This is a genomic window from Paenibacillus sp. FSL R7-0652 (genome assembly GCF_038595045.1).
In the GTDB taxonomy this organism is placed as follows: Bacteria; Bacillota; Bacilli; order Paenibacillales; family Paenibacillaceae; genus Paenibacillus.
Window position 1 is genome coordinate 1,770,350 of record NZ_CP152001.1, and the last position, 15,987, is coordinate 1,786,336.

Sequence of the window (15,987 nt, forward strand, 5' to 3'; positions counted from 1 at the left end):
TGATATTGAACATGTTAACGGAAGGTCCATATACCCTGTGTGGGGAGTTGGCCTTCTTTTTGTGTTTTCGATTATAATCGGAAGAGTATGAAGCATATGCACTTGAACCGGATCACTGCATAATATCAGGCTATCAGGAATTGAACTTGGAGAGGAGTGGACATAGATGAGCGGCATAGATGCAGCACAATTTCCTGCACTGAGCACGACGATCCATTGGGGAATTGTAGAGGCTGAATTCCGGCTGGGCAAGCAAGTAGACGAGACACTGGTGAGCAACGTGAGCATCATTCCGTTTGTCGGGGAACAGTGTGTTGTGTTTCAACTGGATAACGGATTGTGGGAGCTGCCCGGAGGAACGTTGGAAGCAGGCGAGCCTTACATGGGCGGATTAGAACGTGAATTGATGGAAGAGTTGGGTGCGGAGCTGTGTTCTTATCAGATTTTCGGGCAATTCCACTGTACCTCCAGTGCACCTTCGCCGTATCGGCCGTACATACCACATCCACATTTCGTTAGAGTGATTGGGTATGGCGATGTGGAATTGGTCAGTGATCCGCTCAATCCCGAGGATGGAGAGCAGGTCGTGTCGGTTGAGGTGGTTAATATCGATGAAGCGGTCCAGCGTTTCCGGGAGCAGAATCGGCAGGATATAGCTGAAATGTACGAACTGGCCTATGTGCTGCGGGAAGCAGAAAAACACGAAGGTAGTGGACAGAACTAGGGAAGAGCACCGCATGGTCCTGGAAGAAATTAACCTATGCTGGATTTGCTGGATTTGAGGGGAGGGAGTTTCGATGCAGGGGCTTTTTAAAGAGATGATTAAAAATGAAGTAAAACCTTTGTTTGCCCGTCACGGTTATACCAAAAAAGGTCTGAATTTTCGAAGAGTCGAAGGCGATCTTATTTACACATTCAACATTCAGAAGTCTCAATCCAATACAGCCAATCACGTTCGCTTCTATATGAACTGCATGATTCATTCCAAGGAGCTGGCGCAGCTGCAGTCTATGATATCAGGCGGTAAAACGATACAGGAGCAGGCTCATCTAAACTGCAGGATTGAAGAGATTGTTCCATCTGCTCCAGACCGCTACTCGCTGACATCTGACGCCGACCTGGTCACTTTTTCAAAAGTATTGTTGTCTCATCTCGAAGAAGCTGTGGAATATATGCGGAACATAACCAGCACCAGAGATATTGTGGAGTATTATATGAGAATGACAGCATTACATTTAAGCGAAGAAACCTTTCATTATCTGCTGCAAAATGGTGATACGACGACTGCTCAGAAATATCTGCAGCAGCTGCAGGCCAAATACGGAGCCGAAAATCGCTGGGCAATCTTTGAGAAGAAGTATGCAGCTATTTTTGCCTCGTGCGGTAGGTGAAAAAATAACTCTGATTGCAGACCAGGAGAGATCAACATTGAAACTATTTTTAAATCTAGATCCCATCAAATTAGAGATCGGATATGAACTAGGCTTCGGGCCGAGCGCCGAATTAGCTGAGCTCATCTTAGCCTTCAAGGAAGATAACGAAGAGATATTATTTCATTTTATAGAATACGACAAAACAAAAGATTCCCATAAAGCGTTGATATCAAAAATGAATTTAGAACAATTCCATGCGGGTGTGTTATGGGACCCAGATTACGAAATGGCAAACAGAGTAGTCGATGTATTAAAACGTAAATCATTCAGGAAAGATGTTAATGTGACCAATGAACAATGGATCGAAGAGTTTCGCAAGCAGGAACTGGACGACATAGATAATGGATTGAAAAATGAAATTCAAGAGTTGTTATATGACATGTGTACGACTTATGAATTAAAAGAGTATCCTGAATCTGTGCGGCATTTCATTCGTCCAAGAGTGAAATACCAAAATAAGCTGTGGCTGAAGCATGCTGATGTACCTCCGCATTTTAAAAGTGTGTTGTGGTATGAACTGCAGACAAAAGAAGAGATCGTCAAAGCTCTAGAATATACGGATTTCTGGTTCAGTTGTGCTATCCTTAGTAAAGGTACTGCGCCGGAGCATTTCAATGCTTATCTGTCCTATACAGAAGAACACGGTCTTGAAGCGGGAGATCCGGATGGCATGGTGCTGTATATCCAGATTCGAGATAAAGCAAGAATGTTAGGGAAAACGCTGCCAAAATTAAAACAAATCGGATCCGTAGAGGTTATAGGGGAGGAAATCACATATGACAACCAATAAAGGAACAAGGCGGACTTGTGAGAAGGGGCATGTATTTTATAAAAAAAGTGACTGTTCTACCTGCCCCAAATGCGAAGCAGAACGGAAACCGAAAGAGGGATTTATGAGCCTGCTGTCTGCTCCGGTAAGACGTGCACTGGAATCAGAGGGAATCACAACCCTCCCGAAACTTGCCGAGTATACGGAGAAAGACATTTTAAAGCTGCACGGGATCGGACCTTCCTCCATGCCCATACTGCGTAAGTCGCTGGAGGAAGAGGGGCTATGTTTTAAGGCGCAGCCTTAAGCTTTTTGCTGTTCGCCTTCCTCTTCCTCCACCTTTTCAGAACTATTCTATAACCGATAACAGCTCTTCCATCGTTACTTGATACAGTAAGTCCCCCTCACTCAGCAGCAGGCGATCCTGTCGAAAATTCTGTCGTGCCTGTTGGAACGGGCTGTTTTTTTCGTTCAGCAATGTGAACTTCGTTCCCTTGGTGAGGCTGCCAGGCTTCTGCATTATCTTGAAAATAAATGTTCCATGTTTCCCATACCCGGCATCAAACAAGAAGTGATATCCATCCGTGCAGAAACCCGAGGAACCGGATATATTCGGATTCAAGTAGGTAACTTGAGGTGACTCTGTGCCGACCTCTCCCGAAATACAGCCGAGTTTGAAATCAGTGTAATAGTAGAACCAGACTTTCTGTTCGTTCACGACATTGAGTGCGTAACAGTCGGCAATGTCTGCGCTGTTATTTTTATAAATGATCTTCCCGTATGCGTCCCAAGCGAGCAGCCCACTCTCCCCAACAGGCGGATTCCAGCCGTAATTACCGAACACACCTTCATCGAAGTAACTGGTCCAGATGGTCCCCTGTTCCGTCACCTGCACACTCTGAATGCCATCGCCTAGCAGAAATTCACGAATTGCTGTACCCTGCCGATCACATACTTTGGCATTCAGATCAAATTTACCATTTCCGTAATAGGTACTGCGAGCGCCAACCAGCAGCAGATGTTCCTGCAGCGGCTGCACGTAATGATAGTGATACTGCTGCCCCTGAATAATGATTTCCTCTACATACTGACTCGATACGATCAGCACTTTGTATGTGTAGGTTTTGTGGAGTTTGGTCTGTACAAACATGCCCTGTTTTCGTTCAGGAACATTGTTGATGAGCAGGATATATGCAAGGCCATCATGTCCCCACTGCACAGAGATTATGTTGAAATCCTCGGTGTAACAGGAGATGTCGGCAAAAGGTAATAATGTTAATTTTGAATCAGTCATCGTTAAATCCTCCCTTATGATCATAAACCAATGCAAGCAGTACTTTGGGCTGCTGTAGTTACCTTGAATGATGCCATAAGCAGATTGGATGGAACATGGCGAAAGTATAACGAGCGATAAAATAAGTAAATAAGCCAAGATCCGCTATAGCTTGTGAGACCTGGATTCCGTATTTTATCAAGTCAGAACGAGTGCGGAATACGTTTGTTCGTTAAATGACGGAGCAGGAAATGACCGAGTTTGGATCGAAGTGATCTGAGATCGGTTTTTTTATTGGTTATTCAGGGGGTTATATACATATTAGATCTGACAGTGGGAGGCGACCGGAAACAGTGAAGATTTATCTAGTTCGGCACGGTGCAGATGAAGAAGGTTACCGCGGTGGCTGGAGTCAGCGGGGACTTACCGATCATGGAATTCTTCAGGCCAGAAGATTAGGGACGTATCTGCAGGAGCATGCGGAGCAGTATGATATTCAAACGATTATCAGCAGTGATCTCCCCCGTGCGGTGCAGACAAGCAGCGAAATCGAAGCCGCATTGGATATGCCGGTCATGTACACACCTGAGTGGCGTGAGATGAACAATGGTGAGCTGGCAGGTATGCCTCATGCGGAAGCGGAAGAAAAGTACCCCGGTATTTATTTTAATACGTTAGACATGAGTACTGCTTTTCCCGGCGGAGAGAGTCCGATTCATTTTCATACAAGAATTAGAAACACGTTCGAACATTTGTGTATTCAACTCGAAAAGGAACAGATTCAATCTAACGTTCTCTTGGTCACACACGGAGGAGTAATCAATATTCTGTATTATCTTTTGGCTAAGAGGGAGTGGAGCAGCAAGTCCAGTTTCTATCCCATCGACAATACAAGCATTCATACGATCGAGAAACATAAAGAGGGCTGGAGCATAATACACCCTAACAGGATTCCTCACCTGAGATAAGAAAAACCATCGGCATCACTGCTGTCGCCAGTTTTATCCGTCTGAAATTATAGAGTGCCCATATGAAACATCAATGCACATCATCAAATCCGAGAAGTAGGGAGGCCGACACATGAGTGGTAAATCAGAAGAACTGCTGCATCATCTCAAATCTTTATCTGGACCATTCCCCATGTGGAATGTGGAGCAGCTGCCGGATCAGCCGGGAGAGTTATTTCTGGATTGGTTGAGATTGGCTGTCGAAAAGGAGGTAAAAGAGCCTCATGCCATGACTCTCTCTACAGTGGATCAGCATGGTTATCCCGATGCGAGGGTGTTAATTTTAAAAAATATTATGGAGGATACCTTCTATTTTGCATCCAGCTCGAACAGTCGAAAAGGCCGGCAGTTGAACGATAACCCAAGGGTCGCACTTACCCTGTACTGGCCTTCATTAGGAAGACAGATTCGAATTCGGGGGATTGCTCAAGATGAGGGGGACGAAGCAGGGGCAGCGGACTTCCGGAAACGCAAACCTGGAGCCAAAGCGGCAGCCATGACGGAGCGTCAAAGTCAGCTGCTGGATTGTGAAGACGAGTTGGAACGTTCTATTGAAGCTCAGAGGAAACGCCTTCAGGATGACCCTGATTTTGCTGCGCCTCATTGGCGTTTATATGCTGTGCATGCAGAGGAAGTAGAGTTCTGGCAGGGGGGTACGGAGCGCAAACATTTACGTGTACAATATAAGCTGCAGGATGAACATTGGCAAAAGAACAGGCTGTGGCCTTGAAAGTACAGGCACACAGCAGCAGGAGTGACGAAGACAACTGTACGTAATGTCATAGCGCTTGTAGAATGACCTTCGCTATAATTTTCAGGTTACCAGGACGATAGAACTGAAATGAAGCAGGGAAGCAGGAGGCAGAGCGTATGACGATTCGAAATAAATATAAAGCACTTGAACTGGAGACACCCGGTATTTATGAACTGGAAGGGCTGGAGGTAGGGGTAACCTCGAATTGCAATTATAAATGCGACTACTGCTGTGCGTACAATCGAGATGATGGCGAGTGCATCAGCAGCGCAGAGGCGATCCGCATCATTCGTGAGCTGCCTCACCTTAAACGGGTACGCTTGTCAGGCGGGGAAGTGACGCTGAAATATAAGGACTGTCTGGAGATCGTAACGTACTGTGCGGCACAAGGCATCGATACACAGCTGAATACAAATGCGAGTCTGCTAACCGAGGAACGAATTATCGCGCTGCGGGATGCGGGTTTGTCTAACATTCATATCTCGTATAACTATACCGATGCGGATTCGTATGCTGCCTATTACCGTGTGCATCCCAGCATGTATGAGCGATTAGAGCGTAACATTCGCCTGTGCACGGAATTGGGTCTGGAGACGGTGCTGGAAACCCTGCTGTTCCAAGGCAATCAGGACAGTATGCAGGCAATTAGCGATAAAGTCTACAACTTGGGCGTGCGCATCCATGAGATTCAGAACAGTATCAAGATGCCGCACACCGACTGGAGTCAGATTGTCTCCAAAGCGTCGCTGGTTCAATCAGTCACGGCGTTAATTGAAAATAAAAAGCCGGATACGACGCTTTATTTTACATGCATGGATCGGTTTGCTGAGCAATTGGATCTGCGTGAACAGCCCGGGGTATACTTCTCGAACTGTGTGGATGGGACGAAGCAGCTGCACCTGCATGGCAATGGAGATATTCTGATCTGTGAACTCTGTCATCCGGTGGTCATCGGGAACATCTATGACGGAACGTCATTAAAGGATATTTATAAGCAGCAGCCTGCTGCCTTGACGGACTTTCTGGATAAGCGGCCTTGTCCAGCATATGATGCTTTGTTTGCGTAAGGAGTGAGCCAATGTGCTCGCTCTTTTTTGATGGAAGAGCTTTCCCATTTAAACGGTTATAGGGTACGATGGAGGAAGATGAACGTGAGTCAACTCAGTGCAGGAGGTCGATCATGTATCTTCGAAGAGTCGAATTGATGACAGACAAAATTGATCATCCGGGGCAGTATCCGTTTCATATTCCCTCGATTGAATCTCTGGATCGTTTGGAGTTCAGCCATAACGTTACTTTTTTCGTGGGTGAGAATGGTTCGGGAAAATCAACGCTGCTCGAAGGCATCGCTCATCAGTGTGGGTTCAACACTGCCGGGGGCGGGCGCAATAACTATTTTGAGACACATGCGTCAGAGTCTGGGCTTGGAGACTACTTGAGACTGGCCTGGATGCCCAAGATCACCAATGGTTTTTTTATGCGCTCGGAGTCGTTCTATCAATTTGCATCCCATATCGATGAGATGCCGGGATCACTTCAATACTATGGAGGGCGTTCGCTGCATAAGCAGTCCCATGGGGAGTCTTTTCTTAATCTGTTCATCAATCGTTTCAGCTCCAAAGGCATTTATCTGCTTGACGAGCCGGAAGCAGCTTTGTCCCCAGCCCGGCAGCTCGCATTGCTGCGAATTCTCCATGATTTGTCCGGTCATTCGCAATTTATTATTGCAACACATTCACCCATTCTGCTTGGGTATCCGGGGGCCGAGATTTTGAGTTTTGATGACGGTCATATTCATAAAATGATGTACGAGGATACGGATCATTACCTGATCACCCGCAGCTTTCTGGAGAATCGGGATCGTATGCTGCATGAATTATTTAAGGATGAATAAATTGAGGATGCAGGAACCAGCCGGAAAACAAACGAGTTAAGGAGAGATGGGATGAAAGCAGGATTGTTAATTATTGATATGCAGGAGAGTATTGTACGCAAACAGATGGATCAGAAGGCCATCGACCATGCCTGCGAATATATTAATCATGTGGCGAACGTACTCCGCTCCAATGACCACGCAGTTGTACATGTGCAGGATGTCGAGGGGATGGAGGGAGCAGAGCCGGAACTGTATCGAGTCATTCCCGAGATTGACGTGGATGAGAAGGATATGACGATCACAAAAGAGAGTTCCAACGCATTCTGGCAAACGGGACTGGAGCAGTCCTTGAAAAATCAGGGCATCGAACTGCTCATTATCGCAGGATTTGCGGCAGAAGAGTGTGTGCTGTTCACATACAATGGTGCAGCGGAACGCGGTTTCAGGCCTGTGATGCTGCAAAATGGCATTCTCAGCACCCATACTGAGGCGGTATCCTCCACATACAGGGACCGTAATGTAATCTCGTATCCGGTAGTAGATTATTTGATTCGATAGTTGGTAACGGAAGCAGATATCCAAATGGATCAAAGAACAGCGTTTACTTTCTAAAAGGAGGCTGGAGGATATGGATGTATACTACAACGCTCTCTTACTTCTTCTCTCGTTCACAGGTGTGATCTGGACCCTCAAAGGATTCAGGAAAAAGTTAAGGCTGATGGTGTTTTTCAGTGTCATTCTGATTCTGGCACCTGTACTGATTATGATGGGTTGGATGACCTGGTTACCGCTTGTAAGTGCTGCTGCATTTGCTGCTGCTTTGTTTGTACCGAAAGAAGGAAACAAGGCATAATGGATGAACTTCTTAAAGAAACTATCGCCCTCGGGCGGTCTGTGTTTGGGGCAGATAACAAGGCTCTGTTTCCTCTCTTATTGGAGAAGAAAAAGGGCCTTTTTGGATTCCCCTTTTCCCATACATGGGTTATGATGGGTGAATAAGTGTGCTTTGGAAAAGATCTGTAGTATGATGAGGAGGGGATGCAGCTGCCAAAACATCAATTCGTTATTGAAAACCAGGCGAATCTTAGTGAACATTTGATCGATTCTTATTCATGGGATTCTTATGGAAATCTGCGTAAACATGGTCTGGATTTAGAAGAGCAGGCCGTATTTGAAGATGAATTTATAGCTTATATTTATGATTCCCTTAACTGGTTAGTCACATGGAATCCGGGTACCGAGGTACAGAGCGAAGGGCTGAATTTACATGGAGTAACCGTTATTGCGGGTCAGGAAACGCTGTCGAAGCTTCATCAGGTTTTAAAGTGTTGGGCTGAGTTATTCAGCAACGCACCTGATTCGGTTGTTCTTACAGGGAATTACTGTATCGACGGAGAAAAAGGAGTGGGGTACAGCGAGAAACTTGTCTATAACAAATCAGATTTAATAAAAGAGTTAAACAAACTTGTTGCAATGACAAGACACGCTCAGGCGGATGAGGCTTGTATCGTACATTTTGGCATATGAGTATCTGGTGAAAGAGGGACTGGAATGACCAGACGTATTATTGTAACTGGCGGTGCGATTATTCGCGACCATGCAGGGAGAATTTTGCTTCAACGGAGATCGGATTATGGAGATTGGGGACTACCCGGCGGCGGAATGGATGCTGGCGAGCAGATCGAAGAGACGATGATCAGGGAAGTGAAAGAGGAGACGGGATTGGAAGTAAGCTCATATGAACTGGCTGCCGTATATACCGGCGAAAGAATGAAATATACATACCCTGACGGGAATAAAGTCGTATTTGTTATGTTTTTATTTAATGTTACTGCAGAGCTGTCCGGGCGGATGGCTCCCGATCTTAGAACCCTTGTATTTCAAGACGAACATCATGAGTCTCTGCAGCTCGTTTTTCACAGTCTCGATGAGATTGATCTGAATGTAATTAATAAGGTGCAGCAGCCTGTATTTATCGACTTGATTGAAGGTAAGAACACATTGCTTCGCAGTTGAAATAACAACATTTCTTGAATATAAGGGGGGCTTCTATTGCCTTGGCCTATGGTTCATTTTGCAATTGCATCCGAAATCGTACCGCATCCATCTCCGACATTATTGCTGGGAAGCTTAGCTCCGGATTCCATTCATGTGAGAACCAATGTACGCAGTGAAAAAGCGAAGACTCACCTTATGGCCACAGAACACCAATTTGCCGCAGATACCGATTTACAGCAGGTTATGGCTTCGGAAATGAACGTGCTTCGGATGCGGCGTGACCCCCAGTTTTTGCATTATCTATGCGGTTATATTGCCCATATCTATACGGACCGGGAGTGGACTTTTCAGATCTATCCTCCATATGAAGCGGACCCGAATGGAAGAGAGATTTACACCCATGACGTCAAGAAGCTGGAGTTCAGAATACGGCGTGAATACGCTGGAGCTTCGGAATGGTTAGATCAGTTGAGGATAGCGAAAGGGTATGAGTTCGGCGGCTTGAAAGCGCAGGAGGTATGCGCGTATAGGGAAGAAAAGTTTGATTTCTTCGCATACTCTGAGAATGAACCTGATGGTGATCTAAAAATACTGACAATGGAGACAGTAACGGAATTTATACATAAAACGGCTTCCGACTTGAAAACCAGATTCAAAGAATGGCAGATCTATGAGCAGCTGCAGTCTTAGCGAGGCGGAAAGAGAGGTTGCAGGGTGGATAAGGAAATTCGTTTGGTATCTTACGAAGAGCAGTATTATCAAGCGTTGACCCATTTTATGCTGAAAAAGGAACAGATGGACTTTACGGCGATGCCTGCTGCAGTGATTGAAGAGGCTGTGACGAATCCGGACAAAGATCCGGTTGTTATTTTATGTGGGGCGGTGCCTGTAGGATTCTTTGTTTTACACAAAGGTTCAGAATACGTAGAGCCAGCAGAGTCGGATTGCAAAATTCTCATTCGTGCGCTGTCCATATCGATGGAACAGCAGGGGAAAGGGTATGCATTGGAGGCGATGAAAAGATTGCCTGCCTGGGTACGCAAGTTTCATCCTGAGATGAACGAGATTATTCTCGCGGTGAATGAAGCAAACCAGGCTGCACGGCAGCTGTATTTGAAATCCGGTTTCCTCGACTTGGGGGTCAGAAGAATGGGCAGGCAGGGTATGCAGTATATTTTGCACTACAGCTTGATGAGATCGGGGAGATAGAATGGACATCACACTGACGCTGGAGCCGCATGGCTGGCTGGATGTATCAATTGAATATAAGACGCACGAACGGGTTGAGCTCCCGGTTTCGTGGCTTTCGGATGCGCTGGGGGATATGGCACGTCAACTTGCTTCGCTCCATAAGGGAACTGAGGAGGTTGTCATGGTAATGCGTATGAACGAATTGGCCGAATAGTACAGATTAATTAAAGGATTCGATCCATCAGACAGGGAGGCAGCCGTGTGGCGAAAATATATAAGGGAAGATACACCGCTCAGATCGAGGGAGAGTTCGTTGTTTTTATTATTGGCATGAGAATTAATCGGCTGTGGGCGATTCATAAGTGGCTGCCTGTGTTCAACTCCATGGGGCCGATGATTAAAGAATTATATCAGAACCCGGACACCGGATTTTTAGGTACAGAATTTCTGGTGAACTGGCGCGGAGTAACCCTGCTGCAGTACTGGCGTTCATACGACGAATTGGAGACTTATGCGCGTGGCGGATTACATCTGGAGGCATGGAAACGATTTAATAAGTCGATCGGCTCCGACGGATCTGTGGGAATCTACCATGAGACATATAAAGCTCAAACAGGCTCGCACGAAACCATCTATGCCAACATGCCGAAGTTTGGACTGGCGAAAGTATCCGATCATGTACCTGCATCAGGAAGACGGGCAACATCAAGGCGCAGAATGGGCGGGGAGAACGAACCGGCAGTAGAGGTACCAGAGAACCCGCGGAACAAGGAATAGTGCAAATGATGAATAGAGAGGAGCATATAATGAAAGCTGCGATTAAAAGAGAAGATTTGGATTCGCACCAATTAAGCTGGCTGTGCATTGAACCGATGCTGCTCTCTGTGCGCGGACAGGATCTGGCGGCCAAAAGAGAGGTGTATCTGCAGCTGAATGAGGGGCAGCAGGCGCTGTACCTATTTTACTCGTATCATAATCATACCCGGAGTCTGGCTGAGTTTTACTGGTTCTCGGCGTATCATATCATGGATCTGCAGAGCTGGAACGGGATCAGAAAAGGCATGCAGTTCTTTCAGTTAGATGGAATGGTTCGTATTCTGGATGACATTGAGGCTTTGATAGCCGATGCTAAAAAATCAGGAGAAACATGGCAGGAGGTATCGCCAACCGATCTGGATCATGACCCGCAGCTGCGCGAGCGAACTGAACGGGTATACGCGGCATATCAGGAGGTTTCACAGAAAGGGATTATGGCGATGAATGAGTGGGTTCGGCATCATCAGGACACGGTAGTGGAGATGAAGGAAGAAGTATGAAGCTGCGGGAGACTACTCTGAAAAGAGTAGTTTTTTTGTTTCATTTTTCTAAACGAGTGCAGCGAAACTGCAGATTCATGCAGCAAAACGCAATATCGTGGGAATTGTGTTGGCGGATATGTAATATGAGTGGTGAGAGGAGGACATCGTGTGAAAGTCTTTTTTGAAGAAAGTCAGGAGATGCAGCCGAATGAGGCGAAAATAATAACTCACCCTGAAGATCAATCAAAGTGGGATCGTATTCGGGAAGCGATGAGTCAAATGGAACATGAACTCGTTGTCATCCAGGCAAGGAACAACCGTAACGTAAGGATCAAGCTCAGCACGGTGGCTGCCATTGTATCGGAAGAACGGATGTGCGGCGTGAGTGTTATTACAGGGGAAAGGTACCTGCTTAATCAGCGTTTGAAGTATGTGGAGCAAGAGCTGCAGGAGCAGGACACTACACTTGTCAGAATCAACAATCAGACGATCATTAACACCAGGCATATCGGCAGCTTCTCAGCTGCGGAACATGCCAGAGTTCAGGTCAACCTGACTGATGGTTCAAGCTATTATGTAAGTCGATTCTATATGAAAAACTTTAGGAGGAAATTATGATGGTACAACAACTTAAACAATCCTTTTTTCAAGTATTCACAGTCACGACACTCTGGGTAACGCTGCTGCTGACACTGTTCTATCACGACCAGCCGATCCGTATGACGTTTCTGTGGAATGTGGCAGGCATTTCGTTCGCTGCCGCTGTGCTGTTCGGGGTGATGTACAGCGCACTGTGGAATCATTTTACGCTAAAACCGCTGTGGAATATCGTCATTTCTTCTACATGTAATATCGCCGGGGGGATGGTAATCGTTTGGCTTTTTTCGAGGGAAATGTTTGAGTTAATCGCGCCTTGGTTCCCGGGAATGTGGCTGCTGTCAATCGTGCTGCACGTTATAGCGTTTTATTTTTATGCTAGAATAGACAGCAGGAAGAAAGCGGAAGAGTTAAACGATATTCTAAAGTAGGGTGAATAGCTATGAACGAAGATGAGCTGCTGCTGTATCTTAAACAGTGCGAGCTCTATGACTTTGTGGATTTCTCCAAAGATCAGTGGTTGTCTGGATACAAGGCGTACTATGGCGTTTGATGCCAAAAAAGGAGGGATAGATATTGAAGCCAGAGACTGCTGAAGTGATGCAGAAACAGCTGTGCAGGAAATACAAGGCAGACTACGTTCCAAGTGAACTACACCTGAAGGTGGGAATTGCCTGGAACGTTAAGGGAAAGCGCGAACCGATTCACGGGATGCGCATTCAGCCTGAGGGCGATACGACCGGTTGGTACATTTGGGCTGAAGAGTACTCCGATGCCGATGATTTCTTCGTACCGCTGCATACGGCACATATCGATGATTGGGACCCCAAAATCAAGCCGTATCTTGGACTTGCTCCGGGATGGAGATTCCTGATTGCCGAGGATTACGAGGATGTATGGTTTGATGAGGGGCTTTTGAACAGATAACTGTATCAGGGCTGAGTCCCGGCTGATGTTCAGTGTGGGGGAATTGGAGGCAGTAAATAACCGGTTATCACGCTTGTTCAATGTATGGTTCAATCCATGCATGACAGCGTGTTTTTTTATGTGAGAGCACGGAGGCATGGAAGTTAACTTCATTTATACGTTCGCAAATTCCACATTATGGGTTATGATGTACCTGAGAGAAAATTAGACAACAACAGGAATTCATTTGGTGGAAAAGGAGTAGGGAGTGAAGAAGCATGATCCAGAGGTTAGCTTTTATATTGGGCATGATTTTGCTTGTTACGGCCTGCCAGAATAAAGAAGCGCCAGAGGATACACAGAAAACAGCTTCGCCGAGCAGTGTGAACCATGAAGAAGTCACCGGAGATGAGTCGGCAGCTTCTCCTTCACAATTACAAGATGAGGATGCCCCGCCGGAATATATTGATGAGAGGATATATGCGGGGGATAAACTGGCCATTGTCAAACAAATGAACGCTCGTTTGCGTTATTTATATGAACAAGATGAAGAGGGATATATGAGCTTGTTTACACCTAGGGCTCCTGTAAGCGGCATGTCTGAATATAAGGTCCGCAAAGTGATTGCGTTAAGTGATATTAAGATTACGGAACAACGGAAGATCTATGAAGCAACCGTAAACGTTACAGAATTAAGGGCGGGAGACGAGAATGAGTACAGCTCCATGATGGTCTTTCAACGAAAGAAAACGGACGGCGATGCAGCACAATGGTTCATTGCAGACATCGATTAACAATAGGATGGACACGTAAGAAGGAAGGAGCAGCGATGAATAAGATATTATTCGAGCTTGTCAATGAAGTGAAGGATGAGGCGACTTTTATTGCATTTCTGAGTGCGCTAAGCCAAGACCGGCAGTCCTGTCCAGATGAATGGCAGCATGATGCGATAGAATCCTTTCTGGAAGCTGCATCGGAGTGGGGGCAGGAATCGGTTAATGGATTAACGCACTACGAGAAGCCGGATAATCCATGGAAACGCTCTGCTCAGATCATGTATATGGGCAAAATCTATGAATAGTAGATGGAATTAAGGCATCGAGGAATTATACATAACGGAGGATGGTATGAATGATGGAATATGTAGAGATTGGTCTGATCGTGGTTACAGTGTTGTTGTTCATCAGGGGTGCAGTAAGCAGGCGTAAATCTTTCTTTAGATGGGGGATTGCCAGCCTGCTTCTGCTGCTTGTACTATTCATTCCTTCGTTTGTGAATGGATTTCAGAACGGGTTTGTTGATGGATGGGCAGCCAAGTGACGAATTCATTGAACAGCAATATATCGTATGTGCAGAACGGCGGCCGATTTAACTTTCGCGTGGCAGGGATCGTAATGCATGCGGACAGAGTTCTTTTGCATCAGGCGAAACAGGATGATTTCTGGAACCTGCCCGGAGGGCGGGTAGAAATGAACGAATCAACAGAGGATGCTGTTCGGCGAGAGATGATGGAGGAGATTGGGGTACATGTCCGGGTCGGGAAGCTTGCCTGTGTTTGCGAAGACTTTTATGAATACGATGGCATGAACATGCACGAGATTGGGTTCTATTACGTGATCTCGTTACCCGAAGGACATGCGTACTATGATGAGGCTGAGTTCAATGGTTTGGAGCGTGATGGCGAACTGACGTTTCGCTGGTTCCCGTTGCGAGAGCTTGAGCACATGGAGATTTATCCTGTTTTTCTGAAAAGGGAACTTGTTAACTATCGTGATCCCAACGATATCAGACACATCATCCAGAGATAGAGGGGCAGTCAATGGACATTACATTTATCCGTCATGGCCACGCGGAGCATTTGCTGAATTATCCGAATGAGCTTAACCGGGTGCACCCGGGTCTGACGGAACAAGGGAAGCGTCAGATTACAGCCTTACGTAAAACAATAAAGGTGGAAACGGGTGATCCCGTCATAGTCAGTCCGACCAAACGAACGCTTGAAACGGCACAGCTGTTAACGACGAGTGAGCACAGCAGGGTGATGATCAGTCCTTTGGTCGGGCCAAGAATGTTTCCTCAGGATCCAACGTTTGCTCCGTTAAGATGTGACCAGATCTATACGAGGAGAGAACTTGGCACTTTATATTCAGAGATGCAGGTCCTTCATGTTGGACGGAATGAATGGAAAGAAAGTATAAATCAGATGGCGGCACAGCGTTTTACGAGATTAGCAGAACAGCTTCTGGATTGGTGCAGGAAACAGAACGGGCATACCTTTATCGTCTCACATGATGGTACGATTACGAATTATAGAGTGCTTTTAGGTGAACAGGGATTAACAAGAGATGATTTTCTAGGTGAAGCTGGATACTGCACCGTCCGCAGTATTTAAGAGTAGGTGGAGACCATTGAACTCATACGGTTGATGATAAAATCCATAGGAGGCTTATATGAAGTCAATTTCACTTTCATTTTCGATTCTGTTAGCCAGTGCTGTTCTGGGAGCTGCGTTTATCATTGGCTGTGTGCTGTTCGTGAATCAAGACAAAGGTCAGAATCAGATTAACACAGTACCGGCTCTAAGTGCAGAGCAGTCGATTCTAAGTCAGAAAGCCATGCTGACCCTGCAGGAAACGGCTGTATATCTAGGTATGAAAGAAGATCAGGTGATGAGTATTATTCAGGCTGAGCAGCGTAGTTTGAATGCGTTTCACCGTTTTGAGGGCAAGATGTTCCCGTTTATTAAAGTGCAGGATCAATTTTACATAAGCCGGGTTGAACTGGAGTCATGGATACAGGATGCTTCCAACAATCATCGAAGATATATCAATGGAGAGATGCAGTAGTCAAGGCATTCAAAAAATTTCATCTCGTAACGTAAAGGA

General features: G+C 46.0%; 26 protein-coding genes and 1 pseudogene. 26 read left to right on the top strand and 1 reads right to left on the bottom strand.

From position 1 onward, the window contains the following. Nucleotides 1-166: 166 nt before the first annotated feature. The 4 genes from MKY97_RS08040 to MKY97_RS08055 all read left to right on the top strand — a co-directional run bounded on the left by MKY97_RS08040 (nucleotide 167) and on the right by MKY97_RS08055 (nucleotide 2,509). Nucleotides 167-724 carry an NUDIX domain-containing protein gene (locus MKY97_RS08040; RefSeq protein WP_342554933.1) on the top strand — a complete coding sequence of 186 codons (558 nt, stop codon included), beginning with the start codon at nucleotides 167-169 and terminating at the stop codon, nucleotides 722-724. A gap of 73 nt (nucleotides 725-797) precedes the next feature. Then, on the top strand, nucleotides 798-1,391 hold the full coding sequence (locus tag MKY97_RS08045) for a DUF4304 domain-containing protein (RefSeq protein ID WP_342554934.1): 594 nt from the start codon (nucleotides 798-800) through the stop codon (nucleotides 1,389-1,391). Between the two features lie 37 nt (nucleotides 1,392-1,428). Next, nucleotides 1,429-2,223, top strand: a complete 795-nt coding sequence (locus MKY97_RS08050; protein WP_342554935.1) for a hypothetical protein — start codon at nucleotides 1,429-1,431, stop codon at nucleotides 2,221-2,223. Next, the gene (locus MKY97_RS08055; RefSeq protein ID WP_342554936.1) at nucleotides 2,210-2,509 is read left to right on the top strand and encodes an RNA polymerase alpha subunit C-terminal domain-containing protein; all 300 of its coding nucleotides are present in this window, start codon (nucleotides 2,210-2,212) and stop codon (nucleotides 2,507-2,509) included. Before MKY97_RS08050 ends, MKY97_RS08055 begins: the two co-directional genes overlap by 14 nt. A 42-nt stretch (nucleotides 2,510-2,551) precedes the next feature. Here MKY97_RS08055 and MKY97_RS08060 read toward each other — a convergent pair whose 3' ends face one another. Further along, a complete protein-coding gene (locus MKY97_RS08060) occupies nucleotides 2,552-3,496 on the bottom strand; it encodes a hypothetical protein (protein ID WP_342554937.1) in 945 nt (314 codons plus the stop codon). 332 nt (nucleotides 3,497-3,828) lie between these two features. Here MKY97_RS08060 and MKY97_RS08065 point away from each other — a divergent pair, with 332 nt between their 5' ends. The 22 genes and pseudogenes from MKY97_RS08065 to MKY97_RS08170 all read left to right on the top strand — a co-directional run bounded on the left by MKY97_RS08065 (nucleotide 3,829) and on the right by MKY97_RS08170 (nucleotide 15,948). Beyond that, nucleotides 3,829-4,443 carry a histidine phosphatase family protein gene (locus tag MKY97_RS08065; protein ID WP_342554938.1) on the top strand — a complete coding sequence of 205 codons (615 nt, stop codon included), beginning with the start codon at nucleotides 3,829-3,831 and terminating at the stop codon, nucleotides 4,441-4,443. Between the two features lie 112 nt (nucleotides 4,444-4,555). Beyond that, nucleotides 4,556-5,212 (top strand): pyridoxal 5'-phosphate synthase, encoded by a 657-nt coding sequence (locus MKY97_RS08070; protein WP_342554939.1) that lies wholly within the window; start codon nucleotides 4,556-4,558, stop codon nucleotides 5,210-5,212. A 140-nt stretch (nucleotides 5,213-5,352) separates the two neighbouring features. Continuing rightward, a complete protein-coding gene (locus MKY97_RS08075) occupies nucleotides 5,353-6,303 on the top strand; it encodes a radical SAM protein (RefSeq protein ID WP_342554940.1) in 951 nt (316 codons plus the stop codon). Between the two features lie 113 nt (nucleotides 6,304-6,416). Beyond that, the gene (locus MKY97_RS08080; RefSeq protein ID WP_342554941.1) at nucleotides 6,417-7,130 is read left to right on the top strand and encodes an AAA family ATPase; all 714 of its coding nucleotides are present in this window, start codon (nucleotides 6,417-6,419) and stop codon (nucleotides 7,128-7,130) included. A 51-nt stretch (nucleotides 7,131-7,181) separates the two neighbouring features. Next, nucleotides 7,182-7,670 (top strand): isochorismatase family cysteine hydrolase, encoded by a 489-nt coding sequence (locus MKY97_RS08085; protein ID WP_342554942.1) that lies wholly within the window; start codon nucleotides 7,182-7,184, stop codon nucleotides 7,668-7,670. Nucleotides 7,671-7,740: 70 nt separating this feature from the next. Further along, nucleotides 7,741-7,965 carry a hypothetical protein gene (locus tag MKY97_RS08090; protein WP_342554943.1) on the top strand — a complete coding sequence of 75 codons (225 nt, stop codon included), beginning with the start codon at nucleotides 7,741-7,743 and terminating at the stop codon, nucleotides 7,963-7,965. Nucleotides 7,966-8,150: 185 nt separating this feature from the next. Beyond that, nucleotides 8,151-8,639: a hypothetical protein gene (locus MKY97_RS08095; protein WP_342554944.1), complete on the top strand. Its 489-nt coding sequence runs from the start codon at nucleotides 8,151-8,153 to the stop codon at nucleotides 8,637-8,639. A 24-nt stretch (nucleotides 8,640-8,663) separates the two neighbouring features. Continuing rightward, nucleotides 8,664-9,128 carry an NUDIX domain-containing protein gene (locus MKY97_RS08100; RefSeq protein ID WP_342554945.1) on the top strand — a complete coding sequence of 155 codons (465 nt, stop codon included), beginning with the start codon at nucleotides 8,664-8,666 and terminating at the stop codon, nucleotides 9,126-9,128. A gap of 36 nt (nucleotides 9,129-9,164) precedes the next feature. Beyond that, nucleotides 9,165-9,800 carry a hypothetical protein gene (locus MKY97_RS08105; RefSeq protein ID WP_342554946.1) on the top strand — a complete coding sequence of 212 codons (636 nt, stop codon included), beginning with the start codon at nucleotides 9,165-9,167 and terminating at the stop codon, nucleotides 9,798-9,800. 24 nt (nucleotides 9,801-9,824) lie between these two features. Then, nucleotides 9,825-10,319 carry a GNAT family protein gene (locus MKY97_RS08110; protein WP_342554947.1) on the top strand — a complete coding sequence of 165 codons (495 nt, stop codon included), beginning with the start codon at nucleotides 9,825-9,827 and terminating at the stop codon, nucleotides 10,317-10,319. A gap of 1 nt (nucleotide 10,320) precedes the next feature. Then, nucleotides 10,321-10,515, top strand: a complete 195-nt coding sequence (locus MKY97_RS08115; protein ID WP_342554948.1) for a hypothetical protein — start codon at nucleotides 10,321-10,323, stop codon at nucleotides 10,513-10,515. A gap of 47 nt (nucleotides 10,516-10,562) precedes the next feature. Further along, entirely contained in the window at nucleotides 10,563-11,078 is a 516-nt protein-coding gene (locus tag MKY97_RS08120; RefSeq protein WP_342554949.1) for a DUF4188 domain-containing protein, read from the top strand. Nucleotides 11,079-11,107: 29 nt separating this feature from the next. After that, a complete protein-coding gene (locus MKY97_RS08125) occupies nucleotides 11,108-11,617 on the top strand; it encodes a hypothetical protein (protein ID WP_342554950.1) in 510 nt (169 codons plus the stop codon). A gap of 150 nt (nucleotides 11,618-11,767) precedes the next feature. Further along, complete coding sequence (locus MKY97_RS08130) at nucleotides 11,768-12,217, top strand: LytTR family DNA-binding domain-containing protein (RefSeq protein ID WP_342554951.1); 450 nt, start codon at nucleotides 11,768-11,770, stop codon at nucleotides 12,215-12,217. After that, complete coding sequence (locus MKY97_RS08135) at nucleotides 12,214-12,627, top strand: hypothetical protein (protein ID WP_342554952.1); 414 nt, start codon at nucleotides 12,214-12,216, stop codon at nucleotides 12,625-12,627. The genes MKY97_RS08130 and MKY97_RS08135 overlap by 4 nt, the downstream gene beginning before the upstream one ends. Nucleotides 12,628-12,796: 169 nt before the next feature. Then, a pseudogene (locus tag MKY97_RS08140) lies at nucleotides 12,797-13,102 on the top strand (hypothetical protein); the annotation flags it as partial. A 278-nt stretch (nucleotides 13,103-13,380) separates the two neighbouring features. After that, nucleotides 13,381-13,896: a hypothetical protein gene (locus tag MKY97_RS08145; RefSeq protein WP_342554953.1), complete on the top strand. Its 516-nt coding sequence runs from the start codon at nucleotides 13,381-13,383 to the stop codon at nucleotides 13,894-13,896. A gap of 35 nt (nucleotides 13,897-13,931) precedes the next feature. Beyond that, nucleotides 13,932-14,183 (top strand): hypothetical protein, encoded by a 252-nt coding sequence (locus MKY97_RS08150; protein ID WP_342554954.1) that lies wholly within the window; start codon nucleotides 13,932-13,934, stop codon nucleotides 14,181-14,183. Between the two features lie 50 nt (nucleotides 14,184-14,233). Beyond that, nucleotides 14,234-14,422 carry a hypothetical protein gene (locus MKY97_RS08155; protein WP_342554955.1) on the top strand — a complete coding sequence of 63 codons (189 nt, stop codon included), beginning with the start codon at nucleotides 14,234-14,236 and terminating at the stop codon, nucleotides 14,420-14,422. Beyond that, nucleotides 14,419-14,910 (top strand): NUDIX hydrolase, encoded by a 492-nt coding sequence (locus MKY97_RS08160; RefSeq protein WP_342554956.1) that lies wholly within the window; start codon nucleotides 14,419-14,421, stop codon nucleotides 14,908-14,910. The genes MKY97_RS08155 and MKY97_RS08160 overlap by 4 nt, the downstream gene beginning before the upstream one ends. 11 nt (nucleotides 14,911-14,921) lie before the next feature. Then, entirely contained in the window at nucleotides 14,922-15,494 is a 573-nt protein-coding gene (locus MKY97_RS08165; RefSeq protein WP_342554957.1) for a histidine phosphatase family protein, read from the top strand. Nucleotides 15,495-15,552: 58 nt separating this feature from the next. Beyond that, complete coding sequence (locus tag MKY97_RS08170) at nucleotides 15,553-15,948, top strand: hypothetical protein (RefSeq protein ID WP_342554958.1); 396 nt, start codon at nucleotides 15,553-15,555, stop codon at nucleotides 15,946-15,948. The last annotated feature ends 39 nt before the right edge of the window (nucleotides 15,949-15,987 follow it).

Excerpts from the sequence above, each read along its gene's own strand:
- MKY97_RS08170 (WP_342554958.1), top strand. The coding sequence starts at position 15,553 with ATGAAGTCAATTTCACTTTCATTTTCGATTCTGTTAGCCAGTGCTGTT.
- MKY97_RS08070 (WP_342554939.1), top strand. The coding sequence starts at position 4,556 with ATGAGTGGTAAATCAGAAGAACTGCTGCATCATCTCAAATCTTTATCT.
- MKY97_RS08075 (WP_342554940.1), top strand. The coding sequence starts at position 5,353 with ATGACGATTCGAAATAAATATAAAGCACTTGAACTGGAGACACCCGGT.
- MKY97_RS08080 (WP_342554941.1), top strand. The coding sequence starts at position 6,417 with ATGTATCTTCGAAGAGTCGAATTGATGACAGACAAAATTGATCATCCG.
- MKY97_RS08165 (WP_342554957.1), top strand. The coding sequence starts at position 14,922 with ATGGACATTACATTTATCCGTCATGGCCACGCGGAGCATTTGCTGAAT.
- MKY97_RS08060 (WP_342554937.1), bottom strand. The coding sequence starts at position 3,496 with ATGACTGATTCAAAATTAACATTATTACCTTTTGCCGACATCTCCTGT.
- MKY97_RS08045 (WP_342554934.1), top strand. The coding sequence starts at position 798 with ATGCAGGGGCTTTTTAAAGAGATGATTAAAAATGAAGTAAAACCTTTG.
- MKY97_RS08100 (WP_342554945.1), top strand. The coding sequence starts at position 8,664 with ATGACCAGACGTATTATTGTAACTGGCGGTGCGATTATTCGCGACCAT.
- MKY97_RS08095 (WP_342554944.1), top strand. The coding sequence starts at position 8,151 with ATGCAGCTGCCAAAACATCAATTCGTTATTGAAAACCAGGCGAATCTT.
- MKY97_RS08090 (WP_342554943.1), top strand. The coding sequence starts at position 7,741 with ATGGATGTATACTACAACGCTCTCTTACTTCTTCTCTCGTTCACAGGT.
- MKY97_RS08040 (WP_342554933.1), top strand. The coding sequence starts at position 167 with ATGAGCGGCATAGATGCAGCACAATTTCCTGCACTGAGCACGACGATC.
- MKY97_RS08155 (WP_342554955.1), top strand. The coding sequence starts at position 14,234 with ATGATGGAATATGTAGAGATTGGTCTGATCGTGGTTACAGTGTTGTTG.
- MKY97_RS08125 (WP_342554950.1), top strand. The coding sequence starts at position 11,108 with ATGAAAGCTGCGATTAAAAGAGAAGATTTGGATTCGCACCAATTAAGC.
- MKY97_RS08055 (WP_342554936.1), top strand. The coding sequence starts at position 2,210 with ATGACAACCAATAAAGGAACAAGGCGGACTTGTGAGAAGGGGCATGTA.
- MKY97_RS08150 (WP_342554954.1), top strand. The coding sequence starts at position 13,932 with ATGAATAAGATATTATTCGAGCTTGTCAATGAAGTGAAGGATGAGGCG.
- MKY97_RS08115 (WP_342554948.1), top strand. The coding sequence starts at position 10,321 with ATGGACATCACACTGACGCTGGAGCCGCATGGCTGGCTGGATGTATCA.
- MKY97_RS08135 (WP_342554952.1), top strand. The coding sequence starts at position 12,214 with ATGATGGTACAACAACTTAAACAATCCTTTTTTCAAGTATTCACAGTC.
- MKY97_RS08145 (WP_342554953.1), top strand. The coding sequence starts at position 13,381 with ATGATCCAGAGGTTAGCTTTTATATTGGGCATGATTTTGCTTGTTACG.
- MKY97_RS08085 (WP_342554942.1), top strand. The coding sequence starts at position 7,182 with ATGAAAGCAGGATTGTTAATTATTGATATGCAGGAGAGTATTGTACGC.